The 24139-nt window shown below is 72.0% G+C and carries 25 protein-coding genes; 8 read left to right on the top strand and 17 right to left on the bottom strand.

From position 1 onward, the window contains the following. Window positions 1-398: 398 nt before the first annotated feature. Window positions 399-1040, bottom strand: coding sequence for a DNA-3-methyladenine glycosylase (locus ACIA8F_RS05965; protein ID WP_399377005.1), 642 nt, complete (start codon window positions 1038-1040; stop codon window positions 399-401). Window positions 1041-1183: 143 nt separating this feature from the next. On the opposite strand from ACIA8F_RS05965, the gene ACIA8F_RS05970 reads away from it, so the two are divergent. The 3 genes from ACIA8F_RS05970 (at window position 1184) to ACIA8F_RS05980 (ending at window position 3258) form a co-directional block, all read left to right on the top strand. Continuing rightward, window positions 1184-1966 (top strand): sporulation protein, encoded by a 783-nt coding sequence (locus ACIA8F_RS05970; RefSeq protein WP_399377006.1) that lies wholly within the window; start codon window positions 1184-1186, stop codon window positions 1964-1966. 82 nt (window positions 1967-2048) lie between these two features. Continuing rightward, window positions 2049-2582, top strand: a complete 534-nt coding sequence (locus ACIA8F_RS05975; protein WP_399377007.1) for a YbhB/YbcL family Raf kinase inhibitor-like protein — start codon at window positions 2049-2051, stop codon at window positions 2580-2582. A 172-nt stretch (window positions 2583-2754) separates the two neighbouring features. Continuing rightward, window positions 2755-3258 carry an HNH endonuclease gene (locus tag ACIA8F_RS05980; RefSeq protein WP_399377008.1) on the top strand — a complete coding sequence of 168 codons (504 nt, stop codon included), beginning with the start codon at window positions 2755-2757 and terminating at the stop codon, window positions 3256-3258. A gap of 79 nt (window positions 3259-3337) precedes the next feature. On the opposite strand, the gene ACIA8F_RS05985 is transcribed toward ACIA8F_RS05980, so the two are convergent. The 4 genes from ACIA8F_RS05985 to ACIA8F_RS06000 form a co-directional block, all read right to left on the bottom strand. Continuing rightward, window positions 3338-4108 (bottom strand): sulfite exporter TauE/SafE family protein, encoded by a 771-nt coding sequence (locus ACIA8F_RS05985; protein WP_399377009.1) that lies wholly within the window; start codon window positions 4106-4108, stop codon window positions 3338-3340. Window positions 4109-4216: 108 nt separating this feature from the next. Beyond that, on the bottom strand, window positions 4217-5221 hold the full coding sequence (locus tag ACIA8F_RS05990; RefSeq protein ID WP_399377010.1) for an SPFH domain-containing protein: 1005 nt from the start codon (window positions 5219-5221) through the stop codon (window positions 4217-4219). A 148-nt stretch (window positions 5222-5369) separates the two neighbouring features. After that, window positions 5370-5801 (bottom strand): NfeD family protein, encoded by a 432-nt coding sequence (locus ACIA8F_RS05995; protein ID WP_399377011.1) that lies wholly within the window; start codon window positions 5799-5801, stop codon window positions 5370-5372. 84 nt (window positions 5802-5885) lie between these two features. Continuing rightward, window positions 5886-6680, bottom strand: a complete 795-nt coding sequence (locus ACIA8F_RS06000; protein WP_399377012.1) for an ABC transporter ATP-binding protein — start codon at window positions 6678-6680, stop codon at window positions 5886-5888. A 142-nt stretch (window positions 6681-6822) separates the two neighbouring features. Here ACIA8F_RS06000 and ACIA8F_RS06005 point away from each other — a divergent pair, with 142 nt between their 5' ends. Further along, a complete protein-coding gene (locus tag ACIA8F_RS06005; protein ID WP_399377013.1) occupies window positions 6823-7602 on the top strand; it encodes a hypothetical protein in 780 nt (259 codons plus the stop codon). A 362-nt stretch (window positions 7603-7964) separates the two neighbouring features. Here the strand turns inward: ACIA8F_RS06005 and ACIA8F_RS06010 are convergent, their stop codons facing one another. The 3 genes from ACIA8F_RS06010 to ACIA8F_RS06020 all read right to left on the bottom strand — a co-directional run bounded on the left by ACIA8F_RS06010 (window position 7965) and on the right by ACIA8F_RS06020 (window position 10148). Next, complete coding sequence (locus ACIA8F_RS06010) at window positions 7965-8210, bottom strand: chaplin (protein WP_399377334.1); 246 nt, start codon at window positions 8208-8210, stop codon at window positions 7965-7967. 128 nt (window positions 8211-8338) lie between these two features. Continuing rightward, a complete protein-coding gene (locus ACIA8F_RS06015) occupies window positions 8339-8998 on the bottom strand; it encodes a response regulator (RefSeq protein ID WP_399377014.1) in 660 nt (219 codons plus the stop codon). Next, on the bottom strand, window positions 8991-10148 hold the full coding sequence (locus ACIA8F_RS06020) for a GAF domain-containing sensor histidine kinase (RefSeq protein WP_399377016.1): 1158 nt from the start codon (window positions 10146-10148) through the stop codon (window positions 8991-8993). The genes ACIA8F_RS06015 and ACIA8F_RS06020 overlap by 8 nt, the downstream gene beginning before the upstream one ends. A 1721-nt stretch (window positions 10149-11869) precedes the next feature. Between ACIA8F_RS06020 and ACIA8F_RS06025 the strand changes: the two genes are divergently transcribed. Beyond that, window positions 11870-12307: a hypothetical protein gene (locus tag ACIA8F_RS06025; protein WP_399377017.1), complete on the top strand. Its 438-nt coding sequence runs from the start codon at window positions 11870-11872 to the stop codon at window positions 12305-12307. On the opposite strand, the gene ACIA8F_RS06030 is transcribed toward ACIA8F_RS06025, so the two are convergent. After that, complete coding sequence (locus ACIA8F_RS06030) at window positions 12292-12525, bottom strand: hypothetical protein (protein WP_399377018.1); 234 nt, start codon at window positions 12523-12525, stop codon at window positions 12292-12294. The two genes, ACIA8F_RS06025 and ACIA8F_RS06030, sit on opposite strands and share 16 nt — an antisense overlap. Before the next feature lie 950 nt (window positions 12526-13475). Here ACIA8F_RS06030 and ACIA8F_RS06035 point away from each other — a divergent pair. After that, window positions 13476-14174, top strand: coding sequence for a transglycosylase SLT domain-containing protein (locus ACIA8F_RS06035; protein ID WP_399377019.1), 699 nt, complete (start codon window positions 13476-13478; stop codon window positions 14172-14174). A 124-nt stretch (window positions 14175-14298) separates the two neighbouring features. Here the strand turns inward: ACIA8F_RS06035 and ACIA8F_RS06040 are convergent, their stop codons facing one another. Further along, the gene (locus ACIA8F_RS06040) at window positions 14299-16824 is read right to left on the bottom strand and encodes an FHA domain-containing protein (protein WP_399377336.1); all 2526 of its coding nucleotides are present in this window, start codon (window positions 16822-16824) and stop codon (window positions 14299-14301) included. Between the two features lie 474 nt (window positions 16825-17298). Between ACIA8F_RS06040 and serB the strand changes: the two genes are divergently transcribed. Further along, complete coding sequence (serB, locus tag ACIA8F_RS06045; RefSeq protein ID WP_399377020.1) at window positions 17299-18498, top strand: phosphoserine phosphatase SerB; 1200 nt, start codon at window positions 17299-17301, stop codon at window positions 18496-18498. 95 nt (window positions 18499-18593) lie between these two features. Here the strand turns inward: serB and ACIA8F_RS06050 are convergent, their stop codons facing one another. From ACIA8F_RS06050 to ACIA8F_RS06065, 4 genes are all read right to left on the bottom strand, one after another. Then, complete coding sequence (locus ACIA8F_RS06050) at window positions 18594-19112, bottom strand: SixA phosphatase family protein (RefSeq protein WP_399377021.1); 519 nt, start codon at window positions 19110-19112, stop codon at window positions 18594-18596. A 120-nt stretch (window positions 19113-19232) separates the two neighbouring features. Next, window positions 19233-19448 (bottom strand): hypothetical protein, encoded by a 216-nt coding sequence (locus ACIA8F_RS06055; protein ID WP_399377022.1) that lies wholly within the window; start codon window positions 19446-19448, stop codon window positions 19233-19235. A 139-nt stretch (window positions 19449-19587) separates the two neighbouring features. Next, window positions 19588-19707: an SGM_5486 family transporter-associated protein gene (locus ACIA8F_RS06060; protein ID WP_328297916.1), complete on the bottom strand. Its 120-nt coding sequence runs from the start codon at window positions 19705-19707 to the stop codon at window positions 19588-19590. 5 nt (window positions 19708-19712) lie between these two features. Next, on the bottom strand, window positions 19713-21005 hold the full coding sequence (locus ACIA8F_RS06065) for a CynX/NimT family MFS transporter (protein WP_399377023.1): 1293 nt from the start codon (window positions 21003-21005) through the stop codon (window positions 19713-19715). A 135-nt stretch (window positions 21006-21140) separates the two neighbouring features. On the opposite strand from ACIA8F_RS06065, the gene ACIA8F_RS06070 reads away from it, so the two are divergent. Then, window positions 21141-21845, top strand: a complete 705-nt coding sequence (locus tag ACIA8F_RS06070) for a FadR/GntR family transcriptional regulator (RefSeq protein WP_399377024.1) — start codon at window positions 21141-21143, stop codon at window positions 21843-21845. On the opposite strand, the gene ACIA8F_RS06075 is transcribed toward ACIA8F_RS06070, so the two are convergent. The 3 genes from ACIA8F_RS06075 to fabG form a co-directional block, all read right to left on the bottom strand. Continuing rightward, entirely contained in the window at window positions 21826-22260 is a 435-nt protein-coding gene (locus ACIA8F_RS06075) for a hypothetical protein (protein ID WP_399377026.1), read from the bottom strand. The genes ACIA8F_RS06070 and ACIA8F_RS06075 overlap by 20 nt on opposite strands. 268 nt (window positions 22261-22528) lie before the next feature. After that, window positions 22529-23302, bottom strand: coding sequence for an enoyl-ACP reductase FabI (gene fabI, locus ACIA8F_RS06080; RefSeq protein ID WP_399377027.1), 774 nt, complete (start codon window positions 23300-23302; stop codon window positions 22529-22531). A 5-nt stretch (window positions 23303-23307) separates the two neighbouring features. Next, a complete protein-coding gene (gene fabG / locus ACIA8F_RS06085; protein ID WP_399377028.1) occupies window positions 23308-24027 on the bottom strand; it encodes a 3-oxoacyl-[acyl-carrier-protein] reductase in 720 nt (239 codons plus the stop codon). Window positions 24028-24139 lie beyond the last annotated feature (112 nt).

Consider the following 24139-nt stretch of genomic DNA (forward strand, 5'->3'; position numbering starts at 1 on the left):
AGGAACCTCATCCACCGAAATGGACGGGGTATCAACTTTTTGGCGTTGATTTTTGGCACGCTGTTGAGTTCTCAAGGAACGGACGCTTCCTTTGTTCCTGTTTCCAGGCCCTCCGGGCGCTTCCTTCGTTTCCAACTCTACCAGATCATTTCCGTTGTCGTTTCCGACTTGGATTTGAATTCGGTGACCGTTGGGGGTCTGTGCCTTTCGGCGCTCCACCACATTAGCGCTTATCCCGTGCGGCTCATAATCGGCCGTTCGGAATCGAATTCGGACATGCCGAATAAGACCCCGCCAGGGGTAAGTCGTAGGTAGTGGGTTGGCCGCTCTGGGGGTCTGCCGATAGCAGTGCCCCGTTCAAGCGGCTCGGGCTACGTTAGGTGTCCGTCCGCGCCGAGTCAAGTTGAGCGGCGGCGCGGCGCGTGGGCCCGGTGGGGGCTCACCGTCGGGTCGTGGGTGATCCAGTAGCGGTACGGGTGGGTCGCGCCGGCGCCGCCCACCCCGGTGCGGGGGCCGCTGCTCAGCAGGTCCGGCGGTGCGGGGGTGCCTGCCAGCAGGGACAGGGGGGAATCCGGGCCGGTGCAGAGGTCGGTGCCGTCCAGCGAGCGGTCCACGTCCAGGGCGGTGGCCAGGCGGGCCGGACCCTTGGCCAGTTCTCGGTCGTTTCTGGCTGAGACTCGGCGTTTGCGGGCCAGGTCCGCGCCCACGGTGATCTCCCCGGCCCTGAGCAGGACACCGCTCGCGTGGTCCTGCGGGCCGCAGACCAGGTTGAGGCTGAACCACATGCCGTAGATGAAGTAGACGTACGCGTGTCCGGGTGGGCCGAACATCGACGCGTTGCGCGCGGTGCGGCCGCGGTAGGCGTGGGAGCCCGGGTCGGCTTCCCCCTCGTACGCCTCCACCTCCGTGATGCGCAGTTCCATGGGGCCGTCCGGGGTGCGGCGGACCAGGGTGCGGCCGAGGAGGTCCGGGGCCACGGTGAGGACCGGGCGGTCGAAGAAGGACCGGGGCAGGGGCGTACGGTCGGGGCGCGCGCTCATCCGGTCGAGCGTAGTGGACTGCGCCCTCCTGCAACCGGGGCCTAAGGTTCCGCGTTTGTAGGGGTAGTGCCGCGCGCAATGGCGGGCACCTTGCCGAGCAGGGCCTTTTCGAGCACGTCGTAGTCGTATAGGGGAGTCAGAGCATGGGGTTCAGGAAGCTGTTCGCGAGCCTGGGTGCCGGTGGTGCTTCGGTCGACACCGTCATCACCGAGCCGAACGTCGTGCCGGGCGGGATCGTCCAGGGCGAGGTTCGGATCCAGGGCGGATCCGTGGAGCAGCAGATCGAGGGGCTGTCCGTCGGCCTCCAGGCGCGGGTCGAGGTGGAGGGCAACGACCAGGAGTACAAGCAGGACGTGGTCTTCACCAAGCAGCGTCTCGGTGGTGCCTTCCAGGTGCAGGCGGGCGCCCTGCACGTGGTGCCGTTCGGGCTGGAGATCCCCTGGGAGACGCCGATCACCCACTTCGGGGGGCGTCAGCTGCACGGGATGAACATCGGGGTCAGCACGGAGCTGGAGATCGCGCGCGCGGTGGACGCCGGCGACCTCGATGCCATCAACGTGCACCCGGTGCCGGCGCAGCAGGCGATCCTCGACGCCTTCGGCCAGCTGGGCTTCACCTTCCGCAGTGCGGACATGGAGCGCGGGCACATCCGGGGGACGCGGCAGACGCTGCCCTTCTACCAGGAGATCGAGTTCCTGCCGCCGTCGCAGTACCGGGGGCTGAACCAGGTCGAGCTGACCTTCGTCTCCGACGGGCGGGAGATGGACGTCGTGCTGGAGATGGACAAGAAGCCGGGCCTGTTCAGCGAGGGGAGCGACACCTTCCGCTGCTTCCAGGTGGGGCTGCAGTCCTACCAGGGCACCGACTGGGCGGCCTACCTGAACCAGTGGATCTCGTCGGTGGGTTCGCAGCGCAACTGGTTCTGAGCGGATCTAGGCTCGGTGCCGGTACAGCGACCGGTGTGCAGGCGCCGGTCGGCGTCGACTCGATCCAGTAGGAGGTTCCGCAGTGGCCGAGCAGAGCAGGGCGCCGCTCCCCCACGATTTCCACCCGGCGGTGCACGCGTTCAAGGTGAGCAGTGCGGACCTGGAGCCGGGGGCCGATCTGGGCTCCGGCCAGGTGCTGTCGGGTGGGAACGTATCGCCGCACCTGCGGTGGGAGGGGTTCCCGGAGGAGACGAAGAGCTTCGCCGTGACCTGCTTCGACCCGGATGCTCCGACGGGGAGCGGGTTCTGGCACTGGGTGCTCTTCGATCTGCCGGTCTCGGTCACCGAGCTGCCGGCCGGGGCGGGCAGCGGGACGTTCGAGGGGCTGCCCGCCGGGGCCGTGCACGTGCGCAACGACTACGGCACGCAGGACTTCGGCGGGGCGGCTCCCCCGGCCGGGGAGCGGCACCGCTACGTGTTCACCGTGTATGCGGTGGACGAGGAGAAGCTCGGTCCCGGTGCGGAGGTCTCGCCGGCCGTCGTCGGGTTCAATCTGCGGTTCCACACGCTGGGGCGTGCGCAGCTCGTCGGTGAGTACGAGGCTCCCGCGGGCTGAGCATTTCCGGGCACGACCCGGCTTCGTTCTCCGAGCGTTTGCCCGGTCCTGGTCTAAAGACGGCCAGGACCGGGCATTTTTATTGCGTTGTCCCGCGTGGCGCGCGCGACCAGAGTGGTTGCGGGCCCTGCCGCCAGGGTGGTCGCGGGCCTGCACACGGGAGGTGGGCGAGATGCGGGACACGCTGGTGCTGAACGCGAGCTTCGAGCCGCTGTCGACGGTGACGATGAACCGGGCTGTGGTGCTGGTGCTCCAGGACAAGGCCGTGGTCGAACAGGCGCATCCCGAGTTCCGTGTGCGCGCTGCCACGATGGATCTTCCGCTGCCGCGGGTGATCAGACTCTGCAGGTACGTACGGGTGCCCTTCCGGAGACATGCTCCCTGGTCACGGAGGGGGGTGCTGATCCGCGACCAACACCGTTGCGCCTACTGCGGGAGGCGCGCGACGACCGTGGACCACGTGCTTCCGCGGGCTCAGGGGGGTGGGGACACCTGGCTGAACACGGTGGCCTCCTGCTCCGAGGACAACCACCGCAAGGCCGCCCGGACTCCGGAGGAGGCGGGGATGCCGCTCCTCCGGAAGCCCTTCGTTCCCTCTCCCGCCGACGCCATGCTGCTCGCGCTGGGCGTGGGCGGGCGGGATGCCCTGCCGGAGTGGCTGGAGCGGTCCGCCTAGGGCTGCGAGTGATCGCGTAGGGCGGGATCGTCCCGCCGGGTAGACGGCTGCGCTGGGCGACGTACGTTTTCTACGTCGCTCAGCGGAGCAGCAGTTGGACGATCGCGATGATCCCGACGGTCACGATGACCCCGCGCAGCACGGTGGGCGGCAGCTTGCGGCCGACCTTGGCGCCGAGTTGGCCGCCGATGGTGGAGCCGACGGCGATGAGCAGGACGGCCGTCCAGTCGAACTCGGCGACGAAGAGGAAGAAGACGGCCGCGATGCCGTTCACCATCGCCGCGACGACGTTCTTCACCGCGTTGATCCGCTGGAGGTCCTCGCGGAGCAGCAGGCCCATCAGGCCGAGGTAGAGGACGCCTTGGGCGGCCCCGAAGTAGCCCCCGTACGCGCTGGAGAGCAGCATGCCCGACAGCAGGAGCGGGCCTCCGTCGGGATGGCCGGTATCGCCTCCGGCGGCCTCCTGGCGCTTGCGCAGGGCGGCGGCGAGCCGGGGCTGGAAGACGACGAGCAGGAGGGCCAGGCCGATCAGGACGGGCACGATCGTGTCGAAGGAGTCCGACGGCAGGGTGAGCAGCAGGATCGCTCCGGCGAGTCCGCCGACGAGGGAGACGGCGCCGAGCCGGATGATGCGGGCGCGCTGGCCCTGGAGCTCCTTGCGGTAGCCGATGGCTCCGCTGATGGAACCGGGTACGAGGCCCAGGGTGTTGGAGACGTTGGCGGTGACCGGCGGCAGGCCGGTGGCCAGCAGCACCGGGAAGGTGATCAGGGTGCCGGAACCGACGATGGTGTTGATGGTGCCGGCGCCGATGCCGGCCGCGAAGACCGCGAGTGATTCCCAGATGGACATGGGCGGGGTCGTCCCCTTTGCATGAGTGAGTCGCCTCCCCGCCGTGAAGGTCGGGGGGCCTCACTGATCATGCCGGAGGGGACGTCCCGTTCGGGCCGTCGGGGCCGTTCAGTCGATCGGGGGCTGCTCGCGGCGTTCCGCGGCGTCCTTGTCGCGGGCGGCGGGGATCCCGCCGGTGCCCCCGGTGCCGCCGCCGTCCTTCCCGATGTTCTGCGGGTTGAAGCCGGAAGCGGCGCCCATCGGGCCGAAGTTGCCCATAGCTCCGGAGAGGCCCTTGAGGGCGTCGCCGATCTCGCTCGGCACGATCCAGAGCTTGTTGGCATCGCCCTCGGCGAGCTTCGGGAGCATCTGGAGGTACTGGTAGGCGAGCAGCTTCTGGTCGGCGTCGCCGGCGTGGATGGACTCGAAGACCGTACGGATGGCCTGGGCCTCGCCCTCGGCGCGCAGGGCCGCGGCCTTGGCGTCACCTTCGGCGCGCAGGATGGAGGACTGCTTCTCGCCCTCGGCGCGCAGGATCTCCGACTGGCGGACACCTTCGGCCTGGAGGATCGCGGCGCGCTTGTCGCGGTCGGCGCGCATCTGCTTCTCCATCGAGTCCTGGATGGAGGTCGGCGGCTCGATGGCCTTGAGCTCGACGCGGTTGACGCGGATGCCCCACTTGCCGGTGGCCTCGTCGAGGACTCCGCGCAGGGCCGCGTTGATCTCCTCGCGGGAGGTCAGGGTCCGCTCCAGGTCCATGCCGCCGATGATGTTGCGCAGCGTGGTGACGGTGAGCTGCTCGATGGCCTGGATGTAGCTGGCCACCTCGTACGTCGCGGCGCGGGCGTCGGTCACCTGGTAGTAGATGACGGTGTCGATGTTGACGACCAGGTTGTCCTGGGTGATGACCGGCTGCGGCGGGAAGGGGACGACCTGCTCGCGGAGATCGATCCGGTTGCGGATCGAGTCGATGAACGGGACGACGATGTTGAGGCCCGCGTTGAGGGTGCGGGTGTAGCGCCCGAACCGTTCGACGATGGCGGCGCTGGCCTGCGGGATCACCTGGATCGTCTTGACCAGTGCGATGAAGACCAGAACCACCAGAATGATCAGAACGATGATGATCGGTTGCATGCGGTTCCCCGTGCCCTTCCGGCTGTCTGTGCTGCCCCGTTCAGCGGAGTCTCGCAGACCCCGGGGCCGCGGGTCGGCTGCTTGCCCACATGTGGTGTGCACACAAGGGAGTTGCTCACGTGCTGGTCCGTCACATACTGCCGGTCCGTCACATGACGACCGCGGTCGCCCCGTCGATCTCCACGACGTCGACGGACTGGCCCGGTTCGAAGGTGGTGTCGGCGTCCAGGGAGCGCGCCGACCAGATTTCGCCGGCGAGCTTGATGCGGCCGCCGGCGCTGCCGTCCACGCGTTCCAGGACGACGGCGCTGCGGCCCTTCAACGCGTCGATTCCGCTGCGGTGTTGGGGTTTCTGATTGCGGTGCCGGCCGGCGATCGGGCGGACGACCGCGAGGAGCGCGACCGACACGGCCAAGAAGACCAGTACTTGGGCGACCACTCCCCCGCCGAGGGCCGCCGTGACGGCGGCCGCCACCGCTCCGGCGGCGAACATGCCGAACTCGGGCATCGCGGTCAGGACGAGGGGAATGCCCAGTCCGACCGCGCCTATGAGCCACCACACCCATGCGTCGATGTCCACATGGTCATGGTAGGTCGGGTGGGCGCGGTCCGGACAGGGTGCGGGCGGACCGGCCGGTGCCGCGGGGCCCGGCCGGTGCGCGGACTACCGCAGGGGCAGGCCCTGGGCGGTCCAGCGGTCGCTGTCGTTGCGCTCGACGACGAGCGGCAGCCCGAAGCAGAGCGAGAGGTTGCGGGAGGTCAGTTCGAGGTCGATGGGTCCGGCCGCGACCACCCGGCCCTGACGGATCATCAGCACGTGCGTGAAACCGGGGGCGATCTCCTCGACGTGGTGCGTGACCATGATCATCGACGGGGCGAGCGGATCGCGGGCGAGCCGGCCGAGGCGTCGCACGAGGTCCTCGCGGCCGCCGAGGTCGAGACCGGCGGCGGGCTCGTCGAGCAGCAGCAGCTCGGGGTCGGTCATCAGCGCACGGGCGATCAGGGTGCGCTTGCGCTCGCCCTCGGAGAGGGTGCCGAACTTCCGGTCGAGGTACGGCGTCATCCCGAGGCGGTCGAGGAAGGCGCGGGCGCGCTGCTCGTCGATCTCCTCGTACTCCTCCGTCCAGGTGGCCGTCATGCCGTACGCGGCGGTGAGGACGGTCTCCAGGACGGTCTGGCGCCTGGGCAGCTTGTCGGCCATCGCGATGCCGGCCATGCCGATGCGGGGACGCAGCTCGAAGACGTCCACCTTGCCGAGGGTGCTGCCGAGGATGGTGGCGGAGCCCTTGGTGGGGAAGAGGTAGCTGGAGGCGAGGTTCAGCAGCGTGGTCTTGCCGGCGCCGTTGGGGCCGAGGATCACCCAGCGCTCCCCCTCCTTGACCGACCAGGAGACCTGGTCCACCAGAGCCCGGCCCTCGCGGACCACGGATACGTCCACCAGCTCCAGAACATCGCTCATGAGCGTGTTGTCTCCCCTTGCAGTCTCGGTTCGTCTGTGCGCCGCCCCGTCGGTGGGCGCAGCCCCAGGGGAAAACCTACGCCACTCGGGGAGGGCTCCGGGCGCGGGCCCGGGTCCGGGGGGCCGTCCGTAAAGTGGGGGGATGCTTTTCGAACCGCGTTCAGGGCGGCTGGCCGCCTGGGGGAACGCTCTGCTGGCCGGTCTCGTCTCGCCCGACGAGGCCGCGCTGTCGATCGTGGGCGAGGACTCCGTGCACCGGGTGGAGGGACTGCCCGGGGAATCCGGGCCGGTGGGTCTCACCCTGGCGCTGGGCCGGCTGCGGGTGCTGGGCGTGACCGGGCTGCGGATCGCGCTCCCGGCGCCCGGGCATCCGCTGGGGCTGAGCGGGCCGCCGGAGTTCAACGCGAGGGCGCTGGACGCGGAGGAGGCGGTCGTGGCCGTGGGCGCCGCGGTCGGTCTGGTCCCCGAGGTCCGGGAGGTCGGGCCCGCGGGTGATGTGCACGTGACGGTGACCTGGCACTGCCTGCCGGTACGGGAGGCCCCGCCGGCGGACGTGCCGTCGCTCGGCGAGGCGGAACGGGAACTCGCGGAGGCGCTGCGCGAGGCCACGGTGGTGCTGACCCGGCTGGACGTGGCCGGATCCGGGCCGGTCGCGGAGGCCGCGCTGTCCGCGTACCGGGCGCGGACGGAGGCCGGGCGGGACGCGCTGGCGCCGGGGTATCCGCCGCGGGCGGTACGGGTCCTCTCGCTGGCGCAGCGGGTGGACCTGATGGTGTCGCTGGCGACGGAACGGGGACACGGGGCGGCGGTGGCCGCCTCGGAGATGGCGGCACGGGCGGAGGCGCTGCGGCCCGTGGAGCGGGTCGCCCGGCGGGCGCTGGTCGCCGCGTACAACTCGGCCGTTGAGGAGCGGATGCGGTAGCCGCTGGCCGCGGGGTGCGGGATCGGGGTGCGGCACCGCTGCGCGGGGCCGGGTGTGCCCGGCTGCGCGCCGGCGTGCGGTGGTGGGCGGAGTTCCGTGCGGCGCCGTTGCGCAAGCGGTCCCGGCTGCGCCGGGCTTTCCGGGGCTCCGCCCCGGACCCCGCTCCTCAAACGCCGGAGGGGCTGTTCTGGGACGGCTGCCGGCTGTCGCCGGATGTGGCTCGGCCCCGCTTCCCAGGGAGAGGGGGGAAGCGGGGCCGGGTGCGGGGGCGCCGTGCAGGGCGTCTGCCTTCGTCGGCCGGAGGCCGGCGGGGCGCAGCCTGCGGAGCAGGCGGGGTCCGCGTCGAGGAGGTGCGGTGCGGGCTAGCCGTTCACGCCGGTGTTGCCGAAGGCGCCGTTCAGCAGGCCGATCACGTTGACCGTGTTGCCCACCACGTTCACCGGGATGTGGACGGGGAGCTGGAGCTGGTTCCCCGAGGCCACGCCGGGCGAGTTCAGGGTCTCGCCCTCCGCCGACGCACCGCCGTGCGCCGACGAGACACCCGCGCCGGCGGCGAGGAGGCCGCCCGCGATCATGGTGACGGCGGTGGCCTTCTTGAAGTTCTTCACGTTCTCGTCCTCCAGTACGTCTGCCGCGGCCAGCCGCCGCGGCACGTCATGAAGAACGCTCATCCGACGAACGGGATACGCCATGTGGGCTACATACACCCGACCGTATGAATCACCGACCGTATGCGTTACTGCCCGATGCCGTGTCTGACGGCCCACAGCGCCGCCTGCGTCCGGTCGGAGAGGTCCAGCTTCATCAGGATGTTCGAGACGTGCGTCTTCACCGTCTTCTCCGACAGGACGAGCGCGCGGGCGATCTCCCGGTTCGAGCGCCCGTCCGCTATGTGGTGCAGCACCTCGCGCTCGCGGTCCGTCAGGTTGCCGCCGCGGCCGGAGGACGGGCCGGGGCCCTCCTCGGCGAGCAGGGCCCCGGCGACCTCCGGCTGGAGGAGGACGTGGCCCGCGTGCACCGAGCGGATGGCGGCCGCGAGGGCGTCGGGGTCGATGTCCTTGTACACGTAGCCGGCCGCGCCCGCCCGGAGGGCGGGGACCACCGTGCGCTGCTCGGTGAAGCTGGTGACGATCAGCACCCGCGCCGGGTTCGCCAGCGCGCGCAGTCTGCGCAGGGCTTCGACGCCGTCGGTGCCCGGCATCTTGACGTCCATCAGGATGACGTCCGGGTGCAGTTCCTCGGCGCGGTCGATGCCCTCCTCGCCGTCGGCCGCCTCACCGACCACTTCGATGTCGTCCTGGACCTCCAGGAAGGTGCGCAGGCCCCGGCGGACCACCTGGTGGTCGTCGACAAGCAGGACCCTCACGCGGGCGCGACGGCCCGGTGTGTCAGCCACCGGGTACCTCCAGTTCGATCGTGGTGCCGGTGCCGGGCTCGGACCGCACGGTGAGTCTGCCCGCGACGCCCGCGGCCCGGTCCCGCATGGAGACCAGGCCGAGGTGCCGGCCCGCGCGGCGGACGGTGGGAGGGGAGAAGCCGGTTCCGTCGTCGGTCACCCGGAGCAGCGCTCCCCCGGTCTCCCGACGGGTCAGGGTGACGTCGATCCGCTCGCCGGCGGAGTGGCGCAGGGCGTTGTGCAGGGCTTCCTGGGCCACGCGCAGGACCGCCTCCTCCTGGGCCGCGGGCAGGGCCCGTACGCCGTCGCAGGTGAAGGTGACGTGCGCGGTGTGGGCCCGGTCCAGGACGCGGACCTGGTTGCGCAGGGTGGCGACCAGGCCGTCCTCGTCGAGGGCGGCGGGGCGGAGCTCGGTGACGGCCGCGCGCAGTTCGTCGGCGGCCTCCGCCGCGAGGACGGCGACCTGGTGCAGCTCTTCCTTGGCACGGGCCGGGTCGCGGTCCACCAGGGCGGCGGCGGCCTGGGCGGTCAGGCGGAGCGAGAAGAGCTTCTGGCTGACCGCGTCGTGCAGCTCGTGGGCCAGGCGGGAGCGCTCCTCAGCGATCGTCAGCTCGCGGCTGCGTTCGTAGAGGCGGGCGTTGGTGAGGGCGATCGCCGCGTGCTGGGCGAGGAGGGAGAGGAGTTCCTCGTCCTCGTCGGTGAAGCCGGGCCCGCCGCGCGGGGAGCTCCGCTTATTCGCGAGGAAGAGCGCGCCGAGGGTCTCCTCGCCGTCGCGGATCGGCAGCCCGAGGAAGTCGGACATGTCGGGGTGCGCCGCGGGCCAGCCCTCGAAGCGGGGGTCCTTGCGTACGTCGGCCAGCCGCTCGGGGCCGTCCTGGTGGAGCATCGCGGCGAGGATGCCGTGCTGGCGGGGCAGCGGGCCGATCGCCCGCCACTGCTCCTCGCTGATGCCGTCCACGACGAACTGGGCGAAGCCGCCGTGGTCGTCCGGGACGCCCAGGGCCGCGTACTCGGCGTCGAGCAGCTCGCGGGCCGAGACGACGATCGTGCGCAGCACGTCGCGGACCTCCAGCCGACGGCTCATGGCCAGCAGCGCGGTGCTCACGGCGGCCAGGCCGCCGCCGCGGGGTGCCAGGGGTCCGGAGTCCATGGCCTCACCGTACTCGCGGCGCGGGGGCGGGCGGATCGGGCCGGGGGCGTAGGCCTCTCCGGTCGGCGGCGTAGGGCTGGGCGTAGGGCTGGGCGTAGGGCTCGGCCTGGGCCGAAGAGACCTGGCGGGGTGCGGCCGATGGCCGCGGCGGCGGGGGCGGGGGGCGGGTTCCTGCGTTGGGGGCATCCGCAGGGCGGTTCGGAAGCTGGGGGTGCGGTCATGGCGGTGGCGATGGTGACGGGGGCGTCGAGGGGGCTGGGGCCTGTCGTCGAACTCCCGTCGTCGCCCCGAGGGCGGCCGCGCGGCGTCTGGTGCGTGCTCTCGGTGCGGCGAGAGCGTGTGCCGGGCGTCGCGAGTCAGACGACAGGCCCCTGGGGCGGGCGTTGGCCGGGAAGCCGGCGGCCCGGGGCCGGGGCCGGGTGCTGAGTGCACCGGGTGCCGGTCCGCCGGCGGAGGCCGGGGAGACTCTGCGCGCTGCGGGGGTGCGGGTCGCGGTGGGTGGTGGCCGGGGACGTGGGCTCGGCGGCGTGCCGGGCGGAGCTGGTGGTGGCGCGGGGCGCTGGGCGCGGGGCGAAGCTGGTGGTGGCGCTGGGCGCTGGGCGGGCTGGACCTGCGGGTGAACAACGCGGGCGTGCTGGGCGCGGAGCCCCTGGTGCCGCCGGCGGTGCACCCGCTGGAGGGGCTGCGCGAGGCGGGGCCGCTGGGGCTGGTCCAGGAGGCGCTGCCGCTGCTGCGGGCGGCGCACGCCGGGGCGGAGCTGGGCATCAGCTCGGACGTGGCGGTGCTGGCGTGCCGGACCTGGGGGCCTACGGGGCGACGAAGGCCCCCGGGGGACCTGATGTCGGCGGTACTGGCGGTCGAGGAGCCGGGGCTGCGCGGGTGGTGGGCGGATCCGGGCTCGATGCGGACGCGGAAGACGGCGGCGGCCGGGCCCGGGGTGGGCCTGGCAGGGATGCCGGGTCCCGGGGAGGTGGCTCCGCTGCTGCTGAGGCTGGTGGAGGAGGGGCTGCCAAGCGGCCCGTACACGGCGCGGGGCCCGTCGGGGGTGGAGCGGAGAGCGGCCGGTACACGGCGCTGGGCCTCTCGGGGGTGGAGCGGGGAGGGGCTCGGGGGTACGGGAGAAGGGACTGCATATAAGGGACATTCCGCCAGGTCTTGCGGCCCGGGTTCCGGCCGGGCGGTGGGGCCCGGGCGAGCAGCGGGTTCCGGCCGGGCAGCGGGGCTCGGGTGCAGCGGGCCTGGGCGGGACCTCGGTGCGGCTACTGGTCTCGCGGGGCGCCTCGGAGGTGTCACTGCACGCCTTCCGGAAGCTGCCGGGGCTGCTGCGGGCCGGGCCGGGGACGCGCTGGTGGTGAACACCTGGTCGATGCCGCCGGCCGCGGTGGGCGGGCGGCTGGGCCCCGGGCGGCGAGGAGCTCGTCGCGCACGTCTCCACGCGGGGCGAGGGCGGCCGCTGGGCCGCGGAGCTCTCCGCGGCCGGGGCCGGGCCGTACGGGGGACGACCCGGCCCCGGCCCGGAGGGCCCGCCGGGCCGTCGAGCTGCCGGGGGCGGGTGGCGCTTCGCCCTGGAGGAGCCGCTCGCTCCGGGGCGGACGGGCTGTGGTGGGTGCGGTACGCGCCCACCCGGCCCCGGCCCCGGCCCGGAGGGCCCGTCGCGCCGCCGTGGAGCTGCCGGGCAGGTGGCGCCTCGCCCCGATGGAGCCGCTCGCGGACCGGCTGCCGTGGGTGCGGTACGCGCCCACCCGGCCCCGGCCCCGGCCCGGAGGGCCCGTCGCGCCGCCGTGGAGCTGCCGGGCAGGTGGCGCCTCGCCCTGGAGGAGCCGCTCGCCTCGGGGGCGGACCGGCTGCGGTGGGTGGGGTACGCGCCGCCGGCGGGGTCCCCGGAAGAGGAGGTGCCGGTGTTGCTGCGCTCGCACGGGCGGCCGACCCGGTACGCCTGCACGGAGCGCGAGCAGACGCTGTCGGCGTACCAGACGGTGTTCGCGATGCCGCGGGCCGGCGGGGCAGGTGCGGCGGAGATGCCTGCCGAGCGCGGGCCGGCCCCTCACGGCGGAGCTGGTGCCGGAGCTGGCGCGCCGGGGGGGCGCCTCGCCCCGCTGACCCTGCACACGGGGGTGGCTTCGCAGGAGGCGCACGAGCCGCCCTACTCGGCGCGGTAGGAGATGCCCGCGGCCACGGCCCGGCTGGCGCTGGTGAACGCGACTAGAAGGGCGGGTGGGTAGGTGATCGCGGCGGGGACCACGGCGCTGCGGGCGATGGAGTCGGCGGCCGGCGGGGATGGGGCCGTGCGGGCCGCCGCGGTCCGGACCCGGCCGGTCGTGACGCCGGAGCCCGAGGTGCGGGATGCGGGGGGGGCGGGCCGGACCCGGCCGGTCATGACGCCGGAGCGCGAAGTGCGGGACGCGAGTGGCGGACGGGCCGCCGCGGGCCGGACCGGGCCGGTCCTGACGCCGGGCCACGAGGTGCGGGATGCGGACCGGCCGCCACAGGCCGGACCCGGCCCGTCGTGACGCCGGAGCCCGAGGTGCGGGATGCGGGGGGGGCGGGCCGGACCCGGCCCGTCATGACGCCGCAGCCCGAGGTGCGGGTGGTCGGCGGACGGGCCGCCGCAGGCCGGACCGGACCCGTCGTGACGCCGGAGCACGAGGTGCGGGTGCGGGGGGGGGCGGGCCGGACCCGGCCGGTCGTGACGCCGGAGCACGAGGTGCGGGTGGCGGAACGGCCGCCGCGGGCCGGACCCGGCCCGTCGTGACGCCGGAGCCCGAGGTGCGGGATGTGGACCGGCCGCCGCAGGCCGGACCCGGCCGATCGTGACGCCGGAGCCCGAGGTGCGGGACGCGGGTGGTGGACGGGCTGCCGGCCGGGCTGCGGGGGCTCGGGGGCTTGCAGCTGGTGATGGTGGAGGGGGTGGCCGGGTGGGAGGGCGTGCTGCGCGGGTGCGCCTCAGTTGTAGCGGGGCTGTGCCTTAGGTACGAGTTCGGGGGCGGCCGCCTGCTACTCAAGGATGAGAACGGTCACTGAGCGGATTGCTGTCGCAACTGCTGGTGAGATTGATACGTGACCGATGTGAGCCCGCACATAGGACGCACATCACTTACGAAGCTCCCTAGTGGACGCATAAGAGCGCTGTTAGCGCGGGCTCACGTACGCCGGTCCGTGAAATCGGGGCTCGGCTCCGGGGCCTGATCCACTAAGCGGGATCGTACGTCACACCTTTGCCACAGGATTTTGCCACCGCTAAGAATTGCTCCCGTCGCACAGCGCCGCGGATCCCGGATCCGACAGGCGCTTTCCTGCGGCCCCCGCTATTCGAAGAGGTTGCTACTCATGACCGAGACCACCACTCCCGGCCACAGTCGTCGTCTGACGAAGGCCCACAAGCTTTCCGTCGCCGGCGTAGCCACCCTGGGCGCCGCCGCTCTCGCCTTCTCCCTCGTTCCGGCCTCCGCCGGTGAGGCCTCCGCGACCGCGACCGTGGCCACGGCCCCCGTCGCCTGGTCCAAGGTCGTGGACAGCGCGCAGACGCAGGCCATGCAGCAGCACCTCACCGTTCAGCAGGTCGTCGCGGGCCAGCAGGCCAAGGTGGCGAAGGACGCGAAGGACGCCCAGGCCGCGGCCGCCAAGGCCAAGGCCGAGGCGGACGCGAAGAAGGACCGCGAGCAGAAGGCGGCCGCCAGCCGTTCCGCGACCCGCACGCCGGTCTTCGCGAACAACCTGGACGGCTGGATCAAGGAAGCCCTCTTCATCATGAAGCGCGAGGGCATTCCGGGCACCTACGCCGGGATCCACAAGAACATCATGCGCGAGTCCAGCGGCAACCCGATGGCGATCAACAACTGGGACATCAACGCCCAGAACGGCATCCCCAGCAAGGGTCTGCTCCAGGTCATCGCCCCGACCTTCAAGGCGTACCACGTCAAGGGCACCAAGTTCGACCTGTACGACCCGGTCGCCAACATCGTCGCGGCCTGCAACTACGCGGCCGACCGCTACGGCTCCATGGACAACGTCAACAGCGCCTACTAGGCCCCTGGCGTCCTTCCAAGCCCCCCATGCGCCTCAGGGCGGCCCCGGTGTTCCGGAGCCGCCCTGAGGCGTTTCGTGTGGACCCGCGTGCGCTGCGCGGCTCCGCTGCCTACTTGCCCGCTGCCTACTTGCCCGCGCGCATGACCTCCGGCTCGTGGCGGCGCAGCAGACGCTGCACGGCGAAGCCGCAGGCGACGCCGAGGAGCAGCAGGACCGTGATGTTCAGGCTCCACTGGCCGATCGTGGCGTCCCAGAGCGGGTCGGTGTTCGTCGGGTTCTCCGCGTCCCACGGCGGCATGAGCTTGCCGAGGTTCAGCGTGGTGCCGGCGGCGGCGATCGCCCAGCGGGAGGGCATCAGCCAGGCGAACTGCTCCAGGCCGGGAGAGTCGTAGACCTGGAAGAGGATGCCGGTGAAGACGACCTGGACGATCGCGAACATGACGAGCAGCGGCATGGTCTTCTCGGCGGTCTTCACCAGCGAGGAGATCACCAGGCCGAACATCATGGAGGTGAAGCCCAGCGCGATGACCGACAGGCAGATCTCCACGGCCGGCGGCATCAGGAGGCCTTCGGCGGGCAGCTCGCGCGGGTAGAAGCCGATCGCGCAGATGATCACGCCCTGGATGGCCGTGATGAACCCGAGGACGATCACCTTCGAGGCGAGGTACGCCGACCGGGACAGGCCGGTCGCGCGCTCGCGCTCGTAGATCACGCGTTCCTTGATCAGCTCGCGGACCGAGTTCGCGGCGCCGGAGAAGCACATGCCGACCGCGAGGATCAGCATGATCGTGCCGGCGTCGCCGTTGAAGCGGGAAGGCGCCACGGGCGGCCCGAGTCCGAACTTCGCGGGGATGACGACGGAGACCACGCCGAGGACCGCCGGGAGGATCAGCATCAGTCCGATGAAGCCCTTGTCGGACGCGATGACCGACATGTAGCGGCGCATCAGCGTCCAGAGCTGGGACCCCCAGCCCTGCGGCTTGGGCGGCCGGGTCTGCTGCACGGCGGGGTGGACGGACTGGGGGGCGACGGCGTCGATGTCGGCGGCGTAGAGCTGGTAGTGCTGCGAGCCCTTCCAGCGGCCGGCCCAGTCGTAGTCGCGGTAGCTCTCGAAGGCGGAGAACACGTCGGCCCAGGTGGAGTAGCCGAAGAAGTTCAGCGCCTCGTCCGGCGGGCCGAAGTACGCGACCGAACCGCCCGGGGCCATGACCAGCAGCTTGTCGCAGATGGCCAGCTCGGCGACCGAGTGCGTGACGACGAGGACCGTGCGGCCGTCGTCGGCGAGGCCGCGCAGCAGCTGCATGACATCGCGGTCCATGCCCGGGTCGAGGCCCGAGGTGGGCTCGTCCAGGAAGATCAGCGAGGGCTTGGTCAGCAGCTCCAGGGCCACGGACACGCGCTTGCGCTGGCCGCCCGAGAGCGAGGTGATCTTCTTGTCCTTGTGGATGTCGAGCTTGAGCTCGCGCAGCACCTCGTTGATGCGGGCGGCGCGCTCGGACTCCGCGGTGTCGCCGGGGAAGCGGAGCTTGGCCGCGTACTTGAGGGCGGTGCTGACCTTCAGTTCCTTGTGCAGGATGTCGTCCTGCGGGACCAGGCCGATGCGCTGGCGGAGCTCCGCGAACTGCTTGTACAGGTTGCGGTTGTCGTAGAGGACGTCGCCCTCGTTGGCCGGGCGGTAGCCGGTCAGCGCCTTGAGGAGCGTCGACTTGCCGGAGCCGGAGGGGCCGATGACGCCGATCAGCGACTTCTCGGGGACGCCGAAGGTGACGTCCTTGAGGATCTGCTTGCCGCCGTCGACCGTGACCGTGAGGTGGCGGGCCGAGAAGGAGACGTCACCGGTGTCGACGAACTCCTCGAGGCGGTCCCCGACGATCCGGAACGTCGAGTGGCCGACGCCGACGATGTCGTTCGGGCCGAGCAGTGCGGTGCCCGACTTCGCCAGCGGCTGGCCGTTGACGTAGGTGCCGTTGTGGCTGCCGAGGTCGCGGATCTCGAAGCGGCCGCCCGGCATCGAGCGGAATTCCGCGTGGTGGCGGGAGACCTGGAGGTCGGAGACCACCAGCTCGTTCTCCAGCGCACGGCCGATCCGCATGACGTGACCCAGCGCGAGCTGGTGGAACGTCGTCGGGCTGCGATGGTCGCCGTAGCCCGGGGTCCCGCCGCCGCCCGGCTGCTGCTGGTGCTGCTGGTGCTGCTGCGGGAAGGACTGCGGCTGCTGCTGGGCCTGCTGCTGCGGGAACGGCGGGGCCTGCTGGACCTGCTGCTCCCAGGGCTGCGGTGCCTGCTGCGGCGTCTGCTGCTGGGCCTGCGGCTGCTGCGCGTAGGCCTGCGCGGGCGACTGCTGCGCCACCGCCGGCTGCGGCGCCTGGCCGGCGGCCGCACCCGCGACGGGATTCAGCCTCGGCCCGTCGGTGGCGTTGCCGAGGTGCACCGGCGTGCCGGGTACGAGCTCGGCCTGCTGGACCCTCGCCCCGCGCACGTACGTGCCGTTGGTGCTGCCGTGGTCCTCGATTCCCCAACCGCGCCCGTTCCAGGCGATGGTGGCGTGCCGCCACGACACCCGGGCGTCATCGATCACCACGTCTCCCTGGGGATCGCGCCCCAGCGAGTACGACCTGGACGGATCGAGCGTCCAGGTCCTTCCATTCAATTCCAGTACGAGTTCCGGCACTCCAGCCCCACTTAAGTCCCCCGAGAATCCCCCATGACGTCAGGGAGTCTAGGGATGGCGAACATCCGGGGGAACTATTTCAGGCGCACGGCCGCAAGGGGAATCCGGGCCACGTCGCGGGAGCCGGAGGACCCCGGCGAGGGGGCCGAAAGCCTCCCGGAAGGTGTGTTTCCGGACGCCACGGCATCCCTCCGGGCGGGCCGGGGCATCGCTTCGTCCCGCCGGGCGGGCTCGCACGCCCGTGCTCGCCCCGCGTTCCGCGCGCAGGCACCTGCCGTCCGGCGTCCCCCGTCGCCGGACCTCCACGCGCCCGCTCCAGGGTCCGCCCATGGCCACCGCACGACCTCCACACGTCCACCGGGTGGCTCCCGCACGTCCGTACGGAGCGAATCGGTTCCGCCAGGTGGGACGGGGCTCCGTGCGCGCAGGCCGGGGAGATACGGTGAAGGCACCATGAGCGCTTCGCAGACCTCCGACGTCCCCACCCTCCTCGTCAAGATCTTCGGCAAGGACCGTCCCGGGATCACCGCCGGGCTGTTCGACACCCTCGCCGCCTACTCCGTCGACGTCGTCGACATCGAGCAGGTAGTCACCCGAGGCCGCATCGTCCTGTGCGCCCTCGTCACCCACCCGACCGCCGGCACCGAGGGCGAGCTGCGGGCCACCGTCCACAGCTGGGCCGAGTCCCTCAAACTGCAGGCCGAGATCCTCTCCGGCACCGGTGACAACCGGCCGCGCGGAAGTGGCCGTTCGCACGTCACCGTGCTCGGGCATCCGCTCACCGCCGAGTCCACGGCCGCCATCGCCGCACGGATCACCGCGACCGGCGGCAACATCGACCGCATCTTCCGGCTCGCGAAGTATCCGGTGACGGCCGTGGAGTTCGCCGTCTCCGGCACCGCGACCGAGCTGCTGCGCACCGCGCTGGCCACCGCCGCCGCGCAGATCGGCGTCGACGTGGCCGTGGTCTCGGCCGGGCTGCACCGCCGGGCCCAGCGCCTCGTCGTCATGGACGTGGACTCGACCCTGATCCAGGACGAGGTCATCGAGCTCTTCGCCGCGCACGCCGGCTGTGAGGCCGAGGTCGCCGAGGTGACCGAGCGGGCCATGCGCGGGGAGCTGGACTTCGAGCAGTCGCTGCACGCCCGGGTCGCCCTGCTGGCCGGACTGGACGAGTCCGTGGTGGACAAGGTCCGGGCCGAGGTGCGCCTGACCCCGGGCGCCCGGACGCTGATCCGCACCCTCAAGCGCCTCGGGTACCAGGTGGGCGTGGTCTCCGGCGGGTTCACGCAGGTGACGGACGATCTGCGGGAGCGGCTCGGGCTGGACTTCGCCTCCGCCAACACCCTGGAGATCGTCGACGGGAAGCTGACGGGCAAGGTCACGGGCGAGATCGTGGACCGGGCCGGGAAGGCCCGGCTGCTGCGCCGCTTCGCCGCGGAGGCCGGCGTACCGCTGGCCCAGACGGTGGCCATCGGTGACGGTGCCAACGACCTCGACATGCTGAACGCGGCCGGGCTGGGCGTGGCCTTCTGCGCCAAGCCGGTGGTCCGCCAGGCCGCGCACACCGCGGTGAACGTGCCCTTCCTGGACGCCGTGCTCTACCTGCTCGGGATCACCCGCGAAGAGGTCGAGGCCGCCGACCTGGCCTGACCTCGGATCCCTCTCCCCCTACGACGCAGCGGGCCCCGGCACTGTCGACGTGCCGGGGCCCGCTGCGTCGGCGGAGTCGTCGGGGCGCGTGCGCGTCAGCTGTGCGGGGTCCAGAAGTCCAGCAGGGTGCCCACGCCGTGTTCCACGGACTTCCAGGAGCCGGCGAAGGAGACGACGGCGATCCCCGAGGTCGGGAACCCGCTGCGGTTCATCCGGGCCAGTACGTCGCCCTGCGCGCTCCCCGCGAGGGCGTCGGCGAGCGCGTGCATGCCGGGGTTGTGGCCGATGACGAGGAGGTTCTTCACCTCGTCGGAGGTCTCGTTGACCAGGGCGATGAGCTCGCCCAGCGAGGCCTCGTAGAGCCGTTCCTCGTACGTGGTCTTCGGCCTGTGCGGCAGCTCCTGGACGGCCAGCTTCCAGGTCTCCCTGGTGCGGGCCGCGCTGGAGCAGAGGGCCAGGTCGAAGGTGATGCCGGTCTGGGCCAGTTTCTGGCCGGCGGCCGGGGCGTCGTGACGGCCGCGCTCCGCGAGGGGGCGGTCGTGGTCCGTGCCGTCCGACCATTCGGCCTTGGCGTGCCGGAGGAGGACGATCCTGCGGGGTGTGTCGGCGCTCATGACTCCCAGCTTCGCATGAATCGAGCCACGGGGCGCAGGGTGTTGGGGCGCTCACCCGCAGGTGTGGGGCGTGTCCGGGCGCACGGGGGCGCGGGCGGGCTTCCGGTGGCTGGCGGCCCGTCAGCCGACGGCGCTCAGCAGCCGTTCGGTGACGTGGACGAGCGTGGAGCCCTCGTCGGAGGCGGCGTGGGCCTGGCCGGATCCCGCGAGGAGTATGAGCAGGAGGCCGAAGGCGAGGGCGGGCAGGGCGAGTGCCCACCAGGGCAGCCGGGCGTCGGCCCCGGCGGCGCGGGGGGCGGACGGGTGGCGGGGGGCCAGGTGCGTGGGGGCCGACATGGCCGCCTCCGTGGGTGCGTCGGACGGGCTCGCTCTTGCTCTTCGAATCTAAGGATTCGAGCAGGCGGTTCCCATCGGGGACGCACCCCAGATGACCCTGAGCCTGACCCCCTAGGGGTTGGGGGGTTAACCCCACCCCTTACGGGGAGGCGAGGGTGGCGATGACGGCGATGATCACGGTCACCAGCAGCATCGCACCCAGCACGAGGCCGAGCTTCCGGTGGCCGTTCTGGGGGTTCGGTTCAAGTACGGGCGACATGCCGATCAGTCTCGCATGCCGCATTCGTCCTCGATCGTGCGGTCCCGGCCGGCCAGCACGCCGAGCGCGATCTGCGGGACGAGCAGACCGGCCATCAGGGCGAGGGGCAGGTCCCAGCCGCCGGTGTGCTGGTAGAGGGTGCCGATGAGGAGCGGTCCGGGGATGGAGATGAGGTAGCCGGTGCTCTGGGCGAAGGCGGACAGCTTGACGACGCCGGCCGGGGACTTGGCCCGCAGTCCGATCATGGTGATGACGAGCGGGAAGGCGCAGTTGGAGACGCCGAGCAGGAGGGCCCAGGCCCACGCTCCGGCCGCGGGGGCGAAGTAGAGCCCGAGGTAGCCGAAGAGGCCGAAGAGGCCGAGCGCGACGGCGATGGGCCCCTGGTGCCGCATCCGGCCGGCGAGGCCCGGGATGACGAAGGCGAGCGGGACGCCCATGACCATGGTGACGGCGAGCAGGATGCCCGCCGTGGAGGCGGAGACGCCGGCGTCGCGGAAGATCTGCGGGAGCCAGCCCATGGTGATGTACGCGCCCGTGGCCTGGAGTCCGAAGTAGCAGGCGAGGGCCCACGCGGTGCGGCTGCGCACCACGCTCGGCCCGGCGTCGGGGCGGACGGCCGGTGCGCCCGCGGCCGCGGCCTTCTCCTTGCGGGCCGCCGCGGCGATGGCCAGCCAGGGCAGGACGGCGGCCACGGCGAGGAAGGCCCAGATGAGCAGGCCGCTGCGCCAGCTGCCGCCGAGGGCCTCGGTCATCGGGACGGTCGCGGCCGCGGCGAGCGAGGTGCCGGCGGCCAGGGCCATGGAGTAGAGCCCCGTCATGGTGCCGACCCGGTCGGGGAACCAGCGCTTGACGATCACCGGCAGGAGCACGTTGGTCAGGGCTATGCCCGCCAGGGTCAGGGCGCTGGCCGCGAGGAATCCGGCGGCGTTGCTCGCGAAGGGCCGGATCAGCAGGCCGGCGGCGACGGCGGCCATGCCCGCGCAGACGACGGCGGCCGGGCCGAAGCGGCGGGAGAGCCGGGGTGCGGTGACGCCGAAGACTGCGAAGCAGAGGGCGGGCACGGAGGTGATGAGTCCGGCGACGGTGCCGCTCATGCCGAGGCCCTCGCGGGTCTCCTCGAAGAGGGCGCCGAGGCTGGTGATGGCGGGCCGCAGGTTGAGGGCGGCCAGCACGATGCCGACGAGGAGCACGGGTCCGAGCCACGCCGGCTGCGGGGCGGCGGGGGCGGAAGGGGGCTGGTGGGATGCCGTGCGCGCGGCCGGGGGCCGGTTCAGGGTCTGGATTTCTTCGTCGGACATTCCGACATCATAGAATCATGGGATGATTGGTTGTCCACCCCGCAGCCGTATCGTGCCCGTCACGCGCACCGCTCCCACGGCTCTTACGGCGCCCGACACGCCCGCCGCGCCCGCCCCGAGAGGAACCCCGACCGCATGCCGCTGACCTCGCCCCGGCGATCCGCGCTCGTCGACCAGGTGATCGCCCAGCTCAGGAACCAGATCACCACCGGCGAATGGCCCGTGGGCTCCCGCATCCCCACCGAGCCGGAGCTCGTGGAGCTGATGGGCGTCGCCCGCAACACCGTGCGGGAGGCCGTCCGGGCCCTCGCGCACAACGGCCTCCTGGACATCCGCCAGGGCTCGGGGACGTACGTCATCGCCACCAGCGAGCTGGCCGGGGTCATGCACCGCCGCTTCGCCGGGGCGGACCCGCGGCACATCGCGGAGCTGCGCTCGACGCTGGAGTCCTCGGCGGCCCGTCTCGCGGCGGAGCGGCGGACGCCGCGGGACCTCGTACAGCTGGACGCGCTGCTGGCGAGGCGCGAGGAGGCCTGGTCGGGCGGGGAGGCGGAGACGTTCATCGCGGCGGACGTGGCCCTGCACATGGCGGTGGTGGCGGCCTCACACAACGAGGTGCTGATCGAGCTGTACGCGGACCTCGGCGATCTGGTGGCCGACTGGCTGCGCACCGACGTGGGTACCGAGCTCGACGCCGCCTCGCACCTGGACCACGCCCGGCTGATCGAGGCGATCCGGCGCGGGGACGGGGACACGGCGGCCTCGGAGGCGGCCGGCTATCCGTTCGTCTGCCTGGCCAAGGAGGGGCGGCCCGCGGGGGTCACTGCCGCTGGTGGCTGACCCAGGCGGAGCGGACTTCCTTCCAGCAGCGGCCGGAGAGCTCCACCCGGCCCGCCGGGCCGACGGCCACGGCGGCGCCGTCCCCGTCCACGTCCCACCAGCGGTCGCACTCCACGTGCAGGCGGACCAGGTCGGTCTGGGGATAGCCGTTGTGGCAGAACGCGACCACCTGCGAGCCGTTGATCTCGGTGTCGCAGTCGGCCCCGAAGAGCTCCCGGGCGGCGGGCTTCGCGGGCTGTACGGGCGGTTCGGCGGGGATCTGGGCCAGGTCGACCACGGCCGGGGCATGGACGTCCGTGCCCGGCGCCGGGGCGGCGGGCCCCTCGTCCTGCGCGAGGGCTCCCGGGAGCAGGAATCCGGTCAGGACCACCGAGGTGACCAGCAGGGATACCGCTCGGCTACGCCTCGCGCGCACTCCCGTACCTCCTCCCCGCAGGAGCCGGGAAGATCCCGACGGGCCCAGTTTGCAGGGAAATGTCCGGATTCTCGACTCGGGAAGATCCGGCCCGGGGGCGGACATCTGATCGAGCAACCCCGTACGGTCCCCTCCCCGCGCGCCGAAACGGCGGCGGCCGCGCCTCCCGGAAGGGAAGGCGCGGCCGCCGCCGTACGGATGGAACGGGCCGCCCTCGGGCAGCGGCCCGGCCGCCCCCGATCAGGGGCGGCCGGGCCGGCCGGGAAGGTCAGGCACCCACCGCGTGCAGGCCGCCGTCGACGTGGATGATCTCGCCGGTGGTGCTGGGGAACCAGTCCGACAGCAGGGCGACGACGCCCTTGGCGGCCGGCTCCGGGTCCGACATGTCCCAGGCCATCGGGGAGCGCTGGTCCCAGATGTCCGCCAGGCCGGAGAAGCCCGGGATGGACTTCGCGGCCATGGAGCCGATCGGACCCGCGGAGATCAGGTTGCAGCGGATCTTGTCCTTGCCCAGGTCACGGGCGAGGTAGCGGCTGGTGGCCTCCAGGGCGGCCTTGGCCGGGCCCATCCAGTCGTACTGCGGCCACGCGTACTGCGCGTCGAAGGTGAGGCCGACGACCGCGGCGCCCTCGTTCTCCGGGAAGAGCGGCTTGCAGGCCATGGTCAGCGACTTCAGCGAGAACGCCGAGACGTGCATGGCGGTGGCGACCGACTCGAACGGGGTGTTCAGGAAGTTGCCGCCGAGCGCGTCCTGCGGCGCGAAGCCGATGGAGTGGACGACGCCGTCGAGGCCGCCGAGCTCCGCCCGGACGAGCTCCTCCACGCGGGCCAGGTGCTCGTCGTTGGTGACGTCGAGCTCGATCACCTTGGCGGGCTTGGGCAGCTTCTTGGCGATGCGCTCGGTCAGGGTCGGGCGCGGGAACGCGGTGAGGATGACCTCGGCGCCCTGCTCCTGAGCCAGCTTGGCGACGTGGAAGGCGATGGAGGACTCCATCAGCACCCCGGAGACGAGGATGCGCTTGCCGTCGAGAATTCCGCTCATGGTGATCAGTGACCCATGCCCAATCCGCCGTCAACGGGAATGACGGCACCAGTGATGTACGCGGCGTTGTCGGACGCCAGGAAGCTGACCGCGGCCGCGATCTCCTCGGGCTGCGCGTAGCGGCCCAGGGGCACCTGGCCGACGATGCCGGCCCGCTGCTCGTCCGTGAGCACCTTCGTCATGTCGGTGTCGACGAAGCCGGGAGCGACGACGTTGAAGGTGATGTTGCGGGAGCCCAGCTCACGGGCGAGGGAGCGGGCGAAGCCGACCAGCGCCGCCTTGGAGGCGGCGTAGTTGGCCTGGCCGGCCGAGCCGAGGAGGCCGACGACCGAGGAGATCAGGACGACACGGCCCTTCTTCGCGCGGAGCATGCCGCGGTTCGCGCGCTTGACCACGCGGAAGGTGCCGGTGAGGTTGGTGTCGACGACCGAGGCGAAATCGTCCTCGGACATGCGCATCAGCAGCGTGTCCTTGGTGATGCCGGCATTGGCCACCAGGACCTCGACCGCGCCGTGCGCGTCCTCGACCTGCTTGTACGCCTGGTCGACCTGTTCCGAGTCGGTGATGTCGCAGCGGACCGCCAGCACGCCCAGAGCCGTGAGCTCCGCCGGCGGTTCGCCCGACCGGTACGTGATCGCGACCTTGTCCCCCGCTTCCGCGAAGGCTCGGGCGATGGCGAGGCCGATGCCCCGGTTACCTCCGGTGACGAGAACCGAGCGGCTCAACGGATCACCCTTTCGACTAGCGGTCTGAATACCAAAAACCTATAGGTCAAGTACCCCTTACGGAGAATCCGGCTCCGACAGGGCCGCGGTACCCGCTCTGTCGAGTCCCTAC

The sequence above is a fragment of the Streptomyces sp. NPDC051563 genome (assembly GCF_044454225.1).
Lineage (GTDB): Bacteria > Actinomycetota > Actinomycetes > Streptomycetales > Streptomycetaceae > Streptomyces.